At 70.1% G+C, this 13,916-nt stretch carries 9 protein-coding genes; 3 read left to right on the forward strand and 6 right to left on the reverse strand.

Annotation, left to right across the window (positions count from 1 at the left end; all coding sequences use genetic code 11):
* Window positions 1-1,425: a PLP-dependent aminotransferase family protein gene (locus tag ACGFSA_RS11870; RefSeq protein ID WP_393303080.1), complete on the forward strand. Its 1,425-nt coding sequence runs from the start codon at window positions 1-3 to the stop codon at window positions 1,423-1,425.
* Window positions 1,426-1,784: 359 nt separating this feature from the next.
* Here the strand turns inward: ACGFSA_RS11870 and serA are convergent, their stop codons facing one another.
* The 6 genes from serA to ACGFSA_RS11900 all read right to left on the reverse strand — a co-directional run bounded on the left by serA (window position 1,785) and on the right by ACGFSA_RS11900 (window position 11,438).
* Window positions 1,785-3,377, reverse strand: a complete 1,593-nt coding sequence (gene serA / locus ACGFSA_RS11875; RefSeq protein ID WP_393303082.1) for a phosphoglycerate dehydrogenase — start codon at window positions 3,375-3,377, stop codon at window positions 1,785-1,787.
* Between the two features lie 270 nt (window positions 3,378-3,647).
* Window positions 3,648-4,649 carry a ketol-acid reductoisomerase gene (gene ilvC, locus ACGFSA_RS11880; protein WP_393303084.1) on the reverse strand — a complete coding sequence of 334 codons (1,002 nt, stop codon included), beginning with the start codon at window positions 4,647-4,649 and terminating at the stop codon, window positions 3,648-3,650.
* A 102-nt stretch (window positions 4,650-4,751) separates the two neighbouring features.
* A complete protein-coding gene (ilvN, locus tag ACGFSA_RS11885; RefSeq protein ID WP_037690027.1) occupies window positions 4,752-5,279 on the reverse strand; it encodes an acetolactate synthase small subunit in 528 nt (175 codons plus the stop codon).
* A 22-nt stretch (window positions 5,280-5,301) separates the two neighbouring features.
* Window positions 5,302-7,158 (reverse strand): acetolactate synthase large subunit, encoded by a 1,857-nt coding sequence (locus ACGFSA_RS11890; protein ID WP_393303087.1) that lies wholly within the window; start codon window positions 7,156-7,158, stop codon window positions 5,302-5,304.
* Window positions 7,159-7,364: 206 nt separating this feature from the next.
* Window positions 7,365-10,202 (reverse strand): putative bifunctional diguanylate cyclase/phosphodiesterase, encoded by a 2,838-nt coding sequence (locus ACGFSA_RS11895; protein WP_393303089.1) that lies wholly within the window; start codon window positions 10,200-10,202, stop codon window positions 7,365-7,367.
* Window positions 10,203-10,487: 285 nt separating this feature from the next.
* The gene (locus tag ACGFSA_RS11900; RefSeq protein WP_393303091.1) at window positions 10,488-11,438 is read right to left on the reverse strand and encodes a 2-hydroxyacid dehydrogenase; all 951 of its coding nucleotides are present in this window, start codon (window positions 11,436-11,438) and stop codon (window positions 10,488-10,490) included.
* Between the two features lie 154 nt (window positions 11,439-11,592).
* On the opposite strand from ACGFSA_RS11900, the gene ACGFSA_RS11905 reads away from it, so the two are divergent.
* Complete coding sequence (locus ACGFSA_RS11905; RefSeq protein WP_393303185.1) at window positions 11,593-12,549, forward strand: aldo/keto reductase; 957 nt, start codon at window positions 11,593-11,595, stop codon at window positions 12,547-12,549.
* A 114-nt stretch (window positions 12,550-12,663) separates the two neighbouring features.
* Window positions 12,664-13,899, forward strand: coding sequence for a PQQ-dependent sugar dehydrogenase (locus tag ACGFSA_RS11910; RefSeq protein ID WP_393303093.1), 1,236 nt, complete (start codon window positions 12,664-12,666; stop codon window positions 13,897-13,899).
* Window positions 13,900-13,916: the final 17 nt, after the last annotated feature.

Genomic DNA, 13,916 nt, shown 5'->3' on the forward strand with positions numbered 1-13,916 from the left:
ATGGCGGAATCGTGGGTCAATTCGGCGGAGCGGATCGGCAGCGACCTGCTGCTGGAGCTGACCGGTCCCGGCAGTCGCCGGACCGTTCTCATCCGTGCGCTGCGGGACGCCGTACGGGAGGGCAGGCTGACCCCGGGCACCCGGCTGCCGCCCTACCGCTCGCTCGCCGCCGACCTCGGCCTGGCCCGCAACACCGTTGCCGACGCCTATACCGAGCTGGTCGCCGAGGGCTGGCTGACTGCCCGGCAGGGCTCCGGCACCCGGGTCGCGCACCGCGCTGCCCCGGTGGCCCCGATCCGCGTGCCGAAAAGGGCGCCGACCCGCCCGGCCCCTCCCGTGCACAACCTCCGGCAGGGCCAGCCGGACGCGGGCTCCTTCCCTCGTACATCCTGGCTGGCCGCCTCCCGCCGCGCCGTGAACGCGGCACCGAACGACGCCTTCGGGCCCGGTGATCCGCAGGGCCGGATCGAGCTGCGCCATGCGCTGGCCGGCTATCTGGCACGCGCCCGAGGGGTGCGCTGTGCACCCGAACGGATCGTGATCTGCTCCGGCTTCGCGCACGCGCTGCGACTGCTGTTCGGCGGCGGGGTGCTGCGCGGACCGCTGGCGGTGGAGTCGTACGGGCTCGGTTTCCACCGCTCCCTGCTGGCTGCCGCCTCGGTGCGTACGGTCCCGCTGACGCTCGACGAACACGGGGCACGCACCGGCGAGTTGACCGCACTGCCGGGCGTACGGAGTGTGCTGCTCACCCCGGCCCACCAGTTCCCGACGGGCGGTCCACTGCACCCGCAGCGGCGCACGGCCACCGTCGACTGGGCGCGCACCCGAGGCGGGCTGGTCCTGGAGGACGACTACGACGGGGAGTTCCGCTACGACCGCGAACCGGTCGGCGCCCTCCAGGGCCTCGACCCGGACCGCGTCGTCCACCTCGGCTCCGTCAGCAAGAGCCTCTCCCCCGCGGTCCGGCTGGGCTGGATGGTGCTTCCCGGGCAGCTCGTCGACGCCGTACTGGCCGCCAAGGGCGAACGCGAGGGCTGGGCGAGCGTCCTGGACCAGCTCGCGCTCGCCGAGTTCATCGAGTCCGGCCACTACGACCGGCACATCCGCCGGATGCGGCAGCGCTACCGGCGCCGCCGCGACCAGCTGGTCGCCGCGCTCGCCGAACACGCCCCGCACATCACGCCCACCGGCGTCGCGGCAGGTCTGCACGCCGTTCTGCGGCTGCCGCCCGGCACCGAGCGCTCCACCGTCAAGGCCGCGGCCTGGCAGGGACTCGCTCTGGACCCGCTCGCCGACTTCCGGCATCAGGCCGCCACGATGCCCGCCGAGGACGGCCTGGTCGTGGGCTATGCGACGCCGCCGGACCATGCGTACCCCGCGGCCCTGGAGGCACTGTGCCGGGCCCTTCCGCCGCCCTCCGTCTGACCGGTCCCACGCATGACCGGGCCAGGCCCGTGGGGACGGACTCGCCGCCGCCCCTGACGCTGGGCGCCTTGCCGGCGATGCGTCAGGACGAACTGCGCGGACGCTCACGGCGCCCCACGACAGCAGCGCACCCGGCATACAGACGTCCGTTCAGGACGCCCGTATGCCGGGTGCGGCTGAGAGCCTGTCGGGTGACCTCTGATCGGGCGGCCACGCCCTGGCACGCACGCTTCCCGCGTTGCCAAAATGCCCTAGTAGCTCCGCTACAAGGCCATCCCAGCGCCTTGGAATCGCACGCACCAGACCGCGTCCGCTTTCCGATCGAAGGTCACCCGACAGGCTCTGAGAAGGCGGCGGAATCAGTCGGTGAGGTTCACCGAACGGGCCGAGGTCGCGCCGATCTCCTCGGCGATCTCGCTGAGCACCACCTGCGGGACGTCGTCGTCGACGGTGAGCACGACCAGCGCCTCGCCGCCCACGTCCGCGCGTGAGACCTGCATGCCCGCGATGTTCAGCCCGGCCTCGCCGAGGATCCTGCCGACCGTGCCGACGACGCCGGGACGGTCCTCGTAGCTCAGGACGACCATGTGGTCGGCGAGCGCCAGGTCCACATCGTGCTCACCGATCGCGACGATCTTCTGCAGGTGCTTGGGTCCGGCCAGCGTGCCGGAGACCGCGACCTCCTCGCCGTCGGCGAGCGTGCCACGCACGGTCACCACATTGCGGTGGTCCGGCGACTCGGAGCTGGTGGTGAGGCGGACCTCGACACCGCGCTCCTGGGCGAAGAGCGGGGCGTTGACGTAGGACACGGTCTCGTCGACGACGTCCTCGAAGACACCCTTGAGCGCGGAGAGCTCGAGCACCTTCACGTCATGCTGGGTGATCTCGCCGTACACCTCGACGTCGAGGCGGGCCGCGACCTCGCCCGCGAGCGCGGTGAAGATACGGCCGAGCTTCTCGGCGAGGGGCAGCCCGGGACGTACGTCCTCGGCGATGACGCCGCCCTGGACGTTGACCGCGTCCGGCACGAGCTCACCGGCCAGCGCGAGGCGCACGGACTTGGCGACCGCGATGCCCGCCTTCTCCTGGGCCTCGTCGGTGGAGGCACCGAGGTGCGGGGTACAGACGACCTGGTCGAACTGGAACAGCGGGGAGTCCGTGCAGGGCTCCTTCGTGTACACGTCCAGACCGGCGCCGGCGACGCGGCCCTCCTTGAGGGCGGAGGCGAGCGCCTCCTCGTCGACGATGCCACCGCGCGCGGCGTTGACGATCCGCACCGAGGGCTTCACCTTGTGCAGCGCCTCGTCGCCGATCAGGCCGAGCGTCTCAGGGGTTTTGGGCAGGTGCACGGTGATGAAGTCGGAGACGCCGAGCAGCTCGTCCAGCGGGAGGAGCTTGACGCCCATCTGCGCGGCGCGGGCCGGCTGCACGTAGGGGTCGTACGCGACGATCTTCATGCCGAAGGCCGACATGCGCTGCGCGACCAGGACACCGATGCGGCCGAGGCCGACGACACCGAGGGTCTTCTCGCTCAACTCGACGCCGGTGTACTTGGAGCGCTTCCACTCGCCCTTCTTGAGGGCGGTGTTGGCCTGGGGGATGTTGCGCGCGGTGGCGACCAGCAGACCGCAGGCCAGCTCGGCGGCGGTGACGATGTTGGAGGTCGGGGCGTTGACGACCATCACGCCGGCCTTGGTGGCCGCGGACACGTCGACATTGTCCAGACCGACGCCCGCGCGGGCGACGACCTTCAGCTTCTTCGCGACGGCAATGGCCTCGGCGTCGACCTTGGTGGCGGAACGCACCAGGATGGCGTCGACATCGGCGATCGCGGGGAGGAGCTCGGCGCGGTCCGCGCCGTTGCAGTGCCGGATGTCGAAGTCCGGGCCCAGCGCGTCAACCGTGGCAGGCGACAGCTCTTCAGCGATGAGTACGACAGGTTTCGAGCTCACGTGAGTCCTCACAGGTCCAGTGCGGACGGCCGTCCCGACGGCCGAAGGCGGTGGAGGTGCTTGCCGCGTGGAAGACGCACGACACTGTGGGCCTGACGCGTGTATGTGCAGAAGTGTAGTCATGCGCGAGGGCGCATTCTGCGCCCCGTTGGAAGGATCACCCACACGGGGCTGGACGACTTGTACACACGTACGACGCCGCCTCTTCCAGCGGTGTTGCGATGGATACGCCGCGGGGCGGGTCCGAAGACCCGCCCCGCGGCGAAGGACTTACGCGTCCTCGTCGTTGACCCAGCTCATGAGCTTGCGCAGCTCACGGCCGGTGGTCTCCAGCAGGTGGTCGCTGTCGGCCTTCTTGTACTCGTTGTACTTGGGCAGACCGTTGTGGTACTCGGCCATCCAGTTCTTGGCGAAGGTGCCGTCCTGGATCTCGGCGAGGACCTTCTTCATCTCGGCCTTGGTGGCGTCCGTGATGATGCGCGGGCCGGTGACGTAGTCGCCCCACTCGGCGGTCTCCGAGATGGACCAGCGCATCTTCTCCAGGCCGCCCTCATACATGAGGTCGACGATGAGCTTCAGCTCGTGGAGGCACTCGAAGTACGCGATCTCCGGCTGGTAGCCGGCCTCGGTCAGGGTCTCGAAACCGGCCTTGACCAGAGCGGCGGTGCCACCGCAGAGGACGGCCTGCTCACCGAACAGGTCGGTCTCGGTCTCCTCGGTGAAGGTCGTCTTGATGACGCCGGCGCGGGTACCGCCGATGCCCTTCGCGTACGAGAGGGCGAGCGCCAGGCCGTTGCCCGAGGCGTCCTGCTCGACGGCCACGATGCACGGAACACCGCGGCCCTCCTCGTACTGACGGCGGACCAGGTGGCCCGGTCCCTTCGGGGCGACCATGCAGACGTCGACGTTGGCCGGCGGCTTGATGAAGTCGAACCGGATGTTCAGACCGTGGCCGAAGAACAGCGCGTCGCCGTCCTTGAGGTTGTCCTTGATGGACTCCTCGTAGACCTGGGCCTGGATCGGGTCCGGGACGAGGATCATGATGACGTCGGCCTCGGCGGCGGCCTGAGACGGGGTCACCACGCGCAGGCCCTGCTCCTCGGCCTTGGCCTTGGACTTGGAGCCCTCGTGCAGACCCACACGGACGTCGACACCCGAGTCACGCAGCGACAGCGCGTGGGCGTGGCCCTGGCTGCCGTAGCCGATGACCGCGACCTTGCGGCCCTGGATGATGGACAGGTCGGCATCGTCGTCGTAGAACAGCTCGGCCACTGGGTCTTCTCCTTGGTGTGCAGGTGTTGCGTCCCACCGTACGGCGGGGTGCGTCAGAAACGTTTTCGGGTCTCGCCATGCGAGCGGCGAGGGGGGTGGCGGCTAGGCCGTACGGTCGAGTGCGCGCAGGGAACGGTCGGTGATCGAGCGCGCGCCGCGCCCTATGGCGATGGTGCCGGACTGGACGAGCTCCTTGATGCCGTACTGCTCCAGCATCTTGAGCATGGCCTCCAGCTTGTCGGCGCCGCCGGTCGCCTCGATCGTGACGGCCTCCGGAGAGACGTCCACGGTCTTGGCGCGGAACAGCTGAACGATCTCGACGATCTGGGAGCGGGTCTCGTTGTCGGCGCGGACCTTCACCAGGACGAGCTCACGCTGGATCGCAGCGGAGGGCTCGAGTTCGACGATCTTCAGTACGTTGACCAGCTTGTTGAGCTGCTTGGTCACCTGCTCGAGAGGCAGGTCCTCGACACTCACGACGATGGTGATGCGGGAGATGTCGGGATGCTCGGTGGTACCGACCGCGAGCGAGTCGATATTGAAGCCGCGGCGGGAGAACAGGGCCGTGATCCGGGCGAGGACACCGGGCTTGTTCTCGACCAGGACGGAGAGCGTGTGCTTGCTGGACATGGAGTCGGTCTCTCTCTGTCTCTCAGTCGTCTTCGTTGTCGCCGAAGTCGGGGCGGACACCGCGGGCGGCCATGACCTCGTCGTTGGAGGTGCCGGCGGCGACCATCGGCCAGACCATCGCGTCCTCGTGGACGATGAAGTCGATCACGACGGGGCGGTCGTTGATGGAGTTGGCCTCGGCGATGACCTTGTCCAGGTCGGCCGGGTCCTCGCAGCGGATCGCGTAGCAGCCCATGGCCTCGGACAGCTTGACGAAGTCCGGGACCCGGGTGCCCTTCGCCGGGGTGCCCTCGGTGTCGGCGCCGGAGTGCAGCACGGTGTTGGAGTACCGCTGGTTGTAAAACAGGGTCTGCCACTGGCGGACCATCCCGAGCGCGCCGTTGTTGATGATCGCGACCTTGATCGGGATGTTGTTGAGCGCGCAGGTGGTCAGTTCCTGGTTGGTCATCTGGAAGCAGCCGTCGCCGTCGATCGCCCAGACCGTACGGTCCGGCATGCCGGCCTTCGCGCCCATCGCGGCCGGGACCGCGTAGCCCATCGTTCCGGCGCCGCCGGAGTTCAGCCAGGTGGCGGGCTTCTCGTACCGGATGAAGTGCGAGGCCCACATCTGGTGCTGGCCGACGCCCGCCGCGAAGATCGTGTCCTCGGGGGCCAGCTCGCCGATGCGCTGGATGACCTGCTGCGGCGAGAGGCTGCCGTCCTCCGGCAGGTCGTAGCCGACGGGATAGGTCTCGCGCCAGCGGTTGAGGTCCTTCCACCAGGCGGAGTAGTCGCCGACGTGACCGTCGGTGTGCTCGGCCTGGACCGCCTGGACGAGGTCGGCGATGACCTCGCGGGCGTCCCCGACGATCGGCACGTCGGCGGCGCGGTTCTTGCCGATCTCCGCCGGGTCGATGTCGGCGTGGACGATCTTGGCGTACGGGGCGAAGCTGTCCAGCTTGCCGGTGACGCGGTCGTCGAAACGGGCTCCGAGGGCGACGATCAGGTCGGCCTTCTGCAGCGCGGTGACGGCGGTGACCGAACCGTGCATGCCCGGCATTCCCACGTGCAGCGGGTGGCTGTCGGGGAACGAACCGAGCGCCATCAGGGTGGTGGTGACGGGCGCTCCGGTGAGCTCGGCGAGCACCTTCAGTTCGGCGGTGGCGCCGGCCTTCATGACGCCGCCGCCGACGTACAGCACGGGACGCTTGGCCTGGGTGATGAGCCGGGCAGCCTCGCGGATCTGCTTGGCGTGCGGCTTGGTGACCGGGCGGTAGCCGGGCAGGTCCTGGGTCGGCGGCCAGCTGAACGTGGTCTGTGCCTGCAGGGCGTCCTTGGCGATGTCGACGAGGACGGGGCCCGGACGGCCGGTGGAGGCGATGTGGAAGGCCTCGGCGATCGTGTGCGGGATGTCCTCGGCGCGGGTGACCAGGAAGTTGTGCTTGGTGACCGGCATCGTGATGCCGCAGATGTCGGCCTCCTGGAAGGCGTCCGTACCGATGGCCTTCGAGGCGACCTGGCCGGTGATCGCGACCAGCGGGACGGAGTCCATGTGCGCGTCGGCGATCGGGGTGACCAGGTTGGTGGCGCCGGGACCCGAGGTGGCCATGCAGACACCGACCTTGCCCGTGGCCTGCGCGTAGCCGGTGGCGGCGTGGCCCGCACCCTGCTCGTGGCGGACCAGCACATGACGGACCCGGGTGGAGTCCATCATCGGGTCGTACGCCGGAAGGATGGCGCCGCCGGGAATGCCGAATACCGTGTCGGCCCCCACCTCCTCAAGAGACCGGATGAGGGACTGCGCACCCGTGACGTGCTCAACGGTGGCGGGGGACGATCCGCCGCTACGGGCCCGCGGCTGCGGATGGTGGGCCCCGGTGGCCTGCTCGGTCATCGGCATTCTCTTCTCGAAGCTGAGGGTTTTTGCGGGGTTTTGGGGTGTGCCGGTGCAACAAAAAACCCCTCGTGCCGTGAGGCAAGCGAGGGGAGCGCGTCGGTGTGGTCTGCAGAGTGCCATCGAGGGACTCTGCTTCAGCCGACGCGCTTTCCAAGTACGAGAATTCGGGTGCGCATGGCATTGACCCTCTCTCCGACGCTCCCGACGTGTCAAGTTGGTGGGATGGGCGTCTCACCATGTGGGCCGCTGAGGAGTGGGATCGAGCCGCCTGCCAGGACGGGCTGTGCGACCGGACCACCGGGCACCGGGAACTCGCCGCGGGCCAGTGCGCGGCGCAGCCGGTACTCGTCCAGCGGCCCCGAGAAGGCCATTCCCTGCCCATGCGTACAGCCCATGGCACGCAGCGCGAGGACCTGCTCCGGTACGTCGACACCGTCGGCGACGGACTGCAGGCCGAGATCGCAGGCGATCCTCAGCAGCCCGTTGGTGATCTTGTGCAGCCGGGCCGATTCCACGACGCCCTCGACGAGACCGCGGTCCAGTTTCAGTACGTCGATGGGGAGCCGGCGCAGCGCGTTGATCGCGGCGTAACCGCTGCCGAAGCCGTCGAGCGCGATCCGTACACCGAGCCGGCGCAGCGCGACGAGGCGCTGTTCGAGCTCGTCGAAGGAGACCCGGGGGTCGCTGTCGGAGACCTCGATCATCAGCGCCCCTGACGGCAGGCTGTAGCGGGTGAGGAGGGCCTCGACGGAACCGAACGACATCGACTTGTCCAGCAGTCTGCGGGCGGAGAGCCGGACGGCCACGGAGACGTGGTGCCCGGCCCTGGCCCGGTCCGCGGCCTGCGCGACGGCCTCTTCGAGGAGCCAGCGGCCGAGCTCGGCGGTGCGGTCGCTGTCCTCGGCAACACGGAGGAACTCGGCGGGGGTGAACAGGATTCCCTGGGCGGAGCGCCAGCGGGCCTGTGCGGCGACGGCGGCGACATTGCCGGTGGCGAGATGGATCACGGGCTGGTGGAGCAGGGCGAACTCACCGTCCCGCAGGGCGGTGCGGAGCCGGGCCGCGAGTTCCGAGCGGCGTACCACGTCGGCCTGCATCTGCGGGGCATACAGCTCGACGCGGTCCTTGCCGCCCGCCTTGGCCCGGTACATGGCGAGATCGGCGTTGCGCATGAGGTCGGTCGGGGTGATGGCGGGCTCGGCGAAGGCGACGCCGATGGAGGCGGCGACGCGGACGTCGCCGCCGCCGATCCGGTAGGGCTGGGAGAGCGTGAGGCGCAGCCGGTCGGCGATCTCGTGGACCTGGTACTCACGCGCCGACTGGTCACGGGTGCCGTCGCCGAGGATCAGCACCGCGAACTCGTCGCCGCCGAGGCGGGCGGCGGTGTCCCCCACCCGTACGGACTCCTGGAGGCGGCGGGCGGCCTGGATGAGCAGTTCGTCGCCCGCCTGATGGCCCAGCCGGTCGTTGACCGCCTTGAAGCCGTCGAGGTCGATGAAGAGCACCGCGGTGCCCGGGTCTCCGGAGCGGCGGCCCCCGAGGGCCTGCCGGACCCGGTCGGTGAACAGGGCGCGGTTGGGCAGGTCGGTGAGCGGGTCATGCTCGGCGTTGTGCTGCAGCCGGGCCTGGAGCCGGACCCGTTCGGTCACGTCCCGGCTGTTGAGGATCAGGCCGCCCTGGTGACGGTTGACGGTGGACTCGACATTGAGCCAGTCACCGGTGCCGGACCTGAACCGGCACTCGATCCGGGTGGTGGGTTCCTCGCTGGGCGGGGCGGCCAGGAACCGCCGCACCTCGTGGACCACGCGCCCCAGGTCCTCGGGGTGGATGATCGAGGCGAGCTCGGCACCGATCAGGTCGTCGGCCTCGCGCCCGTACACCCCGGAGGCGGCGGGGCTGACGTACCGGAGTATGCCGGTGGGTGCGGCGATCATGATGACATCGCTGGAGCCCTGGACCAGGGAGCGGAAGTGGTTCTCCTTCTGCGCCAGCTCCTGGGTGAGGGCGATGTTGTCGACGAGCATGATGCCCTGCCGGACGACCAGGGCGAGCACCACCGTGCACCCGGTGAACACCACGACGCGGTCCACCCTGTGGCCCTCGATGACGTTGTAGAGGATGCCGAGGGTGCAGACGGCCGCGGCGAGATACGGCGTCAGGGCGGCCAGCGAACCGGCGATCGGGCGGCTGGTGGTACGCGCGGCGGGGCGCTGCTGGACAGCGTTGTCCGATGCCCGGTTCGCACCCCAGGGGGCGTACGCGAGGAGCAGCGACCCGGCGAACCAGCCGGCGTCCAGCAACTGGCCGGAGCGGTAGGTCTGACGGAGCAGCGGCGAGGTGAACAGCGCGTCCGACAGGACGGTCAGGGCAAGCGCGGCGATGGCGGTGTTCACCGCGGAGCGGTTGACGTTGGACCGCCGGAAATGCAGGGCGAGGACCATGGAGACCAGCACGATGTCGAGCAGCGGATAGGCGAGCGAGAGCGCCACGCGGGCCACGCTCGTCCCCCCAGCGTCCGCGAGGTGCGCGGTGTGGGCGAGGGCGAGGCTCCAGGACAGGGTCAGGAGCGATCCGCCGATCAGCCAGGAGTCCAGTACGAGACAGACCCAGCCGGCCCGGGTGGCGGGGCGTTTGGCGAGGACGAGCAGTCCGACGATCGCGGGCGGGGCGAAGCACAGGTAGAAGACGTCGGCGAGGGACGGTGTGGGCACCGGGAGCCCGAGCACGACCTCGTACCACCCCCAGACGGCGTTGCCCCCGGCGGCCATCAGCGAGGAGAGCGAGAACAGCAGCCAGGCGGGCCGGAATCGGTTCTCCGCGGCGCGCGCGTAGAGGAAGCAGGAGACAGCCGCGATCAGGGCGGCACCGCTGAGGCCGAAGTCACCCATGACGAGTGCCAGTTCGGGCGAGCCCCAGCCAAGGGCCGCCCCCACGGCGTAACCACCGCAGACCAGGCCGAGGAGGAGCTGCGAGACCAGCCCGGAGGCCCCGCCGGCGGCCGGCTGCCGGGAGAGGAGCGCCCCGAGTGCGCTTGCCGGGGCGCTCACCGGGGCACCCCCGATGTCATCGGATGGGCGCGGGCCCGGCGGGGCGGCCGGCCCGGCGGTCGCCGTCGACCGTCCTGTCGCGTCGGATCGTTCGTCCATCGGCCATACATCGCCCGTCGCCCCCCTCGCGTTCCGCTGCCACCCCGGTGCCGCCCCTTCCACAACGCTGCCCCCCATCCGGGACGATACACCAGACTCGTCACACAGTGACATAGCCCCTCTACTCTCCGTGACGATCCGGGGGGTTGTCGACACGGTGTGCTGCGGAACGGATCCGCAGCGTGGTCAGCCGGTGGTGAGTACGACGTTCTGCAAGGGCTCCCCCGCTGCGAACCGGGTGAGCTGGCCGGCCAGCAGGCGCTTGGCACGCGGCAGGAATGCCGAGGTGCTGCCTCCCACATGCGGCGTGATCAGGACATTCGGAGCATGCCAGAGGGGATGGCCGGCGGGCAGCGGTTCGGGGTCGGTGACATCGAGGGCGGCGCGCAGCCGGCCGGACTCGAGTTCGGACAGCAGGGCCTTGGTGTCCACGACGCCGCCGCGCGCGACGTTCACGAGCAGCGCGCCGTTCGCCATCGCGGCCAGGAAGGCGGCGCCCACCAGCCCTTGTGTAGAGGCGTTCAGCGGAGTGGACAGGACGACGATGTCGGCCTCGGGCAGCAGTGCGGGGAGGTCGTCGAGCGGGTGTACGGGGCCGCGCGCAGTTGTCCGTGCGGAGCGCGCGACGCGGGCCACCCGCGCACACTCGAAGGGCACGAGCCGGTCCTCGATGGCGGCGCCGATCGATCCGTACCCCACGATCAGTACGGACTTGTCCGCGAGCGCCGGGTAGAAACCGGAACGCCACTCCTCCTTGTCCTGTCCGTGGACGAATCCGGGGAAGCCGCGCAGCGAGGCGAGGATCAGGGCGAGGGTGAGCTCCGCCGTCGAGGCCTCGTGGACGCCCTTGGCGTTGCACAGCAGCACCCCGGCGGGCAACTGGCCGAGCCCCGGCTGGACATGATCTATGCCCGCGGAGAGCGTCTGCACGACCTGCACGGCCCCCATCCCGGCGAGCGGGCGGACCGCGATCTCCAGGCCCTTCATGTAGGGAACAACGTAGAAGGCGCAGTCCGCGGGATCGGCGGGGAAGTCCTGCGCACCGTCCCAGAACCGGTAGTTGAGACCCTTGGGGAGCCCTTCGATCTCGTCCGCGGGAATCGGCAGCCATACGTCGGGAGTCTTCGTAGAAGTCATGGTCAGGAGGCTATGCGAAGCCCGGCGGGCGGCAGAGGTTACTTTTGGGTGCGGTGCGGTCCCCTGACGGCGGGGCCGAGTGCCTCGCCGGGCGGGGTACCAAGGAGGGTTCGGGGAGTTGGAGCGCAGGAGTCTCGGGGCGGCGGCGCTCGCCGTGGGTGCGGTCGGACTCGGCTGCATGCCTATGAGCTGGGCGTACAGCGCGTCGCAGCAGCGTGGTGACCGTGCGTTGCGAGCGGTGCACGCCGCGCTCGACGCGGGTGTCGATCTGCTCGACACGGCCGACATGTACGGCCCCTTCACCAATGAGCTCATGATCGGCAGGGCGCTGAAGGGGCGCCGGGGCGAGGCGTTCGTCTCCACCAAGTGCGGGCTGCTGGTGGGCGATCAGCACATCGTGGCCAATGGCCGTCCCGGCTATGTGCGCCGAGCCTGTGACGCGTCGCTGCGTCGGCTGCAGACCGATGTGATCGATCTGTACCACCTGCACCGGGCCGACCCCGAGGTGCCGGTGGAGGAGACCTGGGGGGCGATGGCGGAGCTGGTCACCGCGGGGAAGGTGCGGGCGCTCGGGCTGAGTGCGGTCGGGGCACGGGCCTCGCGTCGGCCGGGGGCGCGGATGCATGACGGAACGATCCGGCAGCTGGAGCGGGTGCAGCAGGTCTTTCCGGTGAGCGCGGTCCAGGCGGAACTCTCGGTGTGGTCGCCGGAGGCGCTGGACGCGCTGCTGCCGTGGTGCGAGGCGCGGGGTGTGGGTCTGCTGGCTGCGATGCCGCTGGGGAACGGCTATCTGACGGGCACGCTGACGCCGGGCCAGGGCTTCGAGCCGGACGATCTTCGGGCCAGGCATCCGCGGTTCACCGCCGAGATGATGGCGGCGAACCAGCCGCTGGTGGTGGGACTGCGCCGGATCGCCGAGCGGCACGGGGCGTCTCCGGCCCAGGTGGCGCTCGCCTGGGTGCTGCGGCAGGGCCCGCATGTGGTGCCGGTGCCGGGCACGAAGCGGGAGCAGTGGGCGGTGGAGAACGCGGGGGCGGCCGGGCTGGAGCTGACGGCGCAGGATCTGGCCGAGATCGCGCGGTTGCCGCGGGCGCGGGGGTCGTGGGACTGAGAGCGGGGGTGCACGGGTCCTGCACCCGCCGAGAAAGTTCGTGGGCTTGCGGAACCCGGGGCCGGGCTGCGGTGTAGGAACAGTAGTCAGGCAGCCGTCGAAGGGACCGGTGCTGTGCGCATTGCTGTATTCGGATCGCCGAGAACCCCTGCGGGACACCCGCGCGTCCTCCCGGGCGCGCGCCGCGCGGCGGTGGCCGCGCTGGCTGCGGGTTCGCTGCTGCTGTCCGCGGGCTGCTCGTCGAACGACGACTCGGGAAACACGCAGGTCCGCCCCACGGGCGCACCCGCCACGGTGTCCTCCTCGCCGTTCTCCTCGCCGTCCTCCTCTCCACCGTCGGCGAAGGGCTCGGTGAAGGTGGTGTCGACGCTGACGGAGGGGCTCGCGTCTCCATGGGGGCTGGCGGAGCTGCCTGGCGGCGATCTGCTGGTGTCCTCGCGCGACGGGAGAACGATCACCCGGATCAACGGCAGCACGGGGAAGCAGACGCTGTTGGGCACCGTGCCCGGCGTGTCGCCCGCTGGCGAGGGCGGGTTGCTGGGGATCGCGGTCTCCCCGGCGTTCGACACGGACCACCTGCTCTACGCGTACTTCACGACCACGTCCGACAACCGCATCGCCCGCATGCGGTACGACGCGACCGGCAGGACTCCCGGCCGGCAGCTCGGTGCACCGCACACGATCCTGCGGGGCATCCCGAAGGGCTACATCCACAACGGCGGCCGGATCGCCTTCGGGCCGGACGGCATGCTGTACGCGGGCACGGGCGAGACAGGGCAGACCAGGGGGCTCTCACAGGACAAGAAGTCCCTGGCTGGCAAGATCCTGCGGATGACCCCGGACGGCAGACCGGCACCGGGCAACCCCGTGCCCGGCTCGCTGATGTATTCGTACGGGCACCGCAATGTGCAGGGTCTGGCCTGGGACGGGCAGAAACGGCTGTGGGCGTCCGAATTCGGGCAGGACACCTGGGACGAGCTGAATCTGATCGTGCCCGGCGGGAATTACGGCTGGCCGAAGTACGAGGGCAAGGTGGGCAAGGCGGGTTTTGTCGACCCCGTGGCCCAGTGGAGACCGTCCGAGGCATCCCCGAGCGGGATCGCCTTCGCCCAGGGCTCGATCTGGATGGCGGGCCTGCGCGGTGAGCGGCTCTGGAGGATTCCGCTGTCCGGCAGCCCGGGCAGGGAACCTCTGGCGGCCCCGCAGCCGTTCCTGCAAGGGAAGTACGGCCGTCTGCGCACGGTGCTCGCAGCGGGCGGTGACAGACTCTGGCTGGTCACGAGCAACACGGACACCCGCGGCACCCCGAAACCGGGAGACGACAGAATCCTGGTGCTTCAGGTGCGGTAGCGGCGACAAGCGACAGA

Source organism: Streptomyces sp. NPDC048496 (assembly GCF_043200055.1).
In the GTDB taxonomy this organism is placed as follows: Bacteria; Actinomycetota; Actinomycetes; order Streptomycetales; family Streptomycetaceae; genus Streptomyces.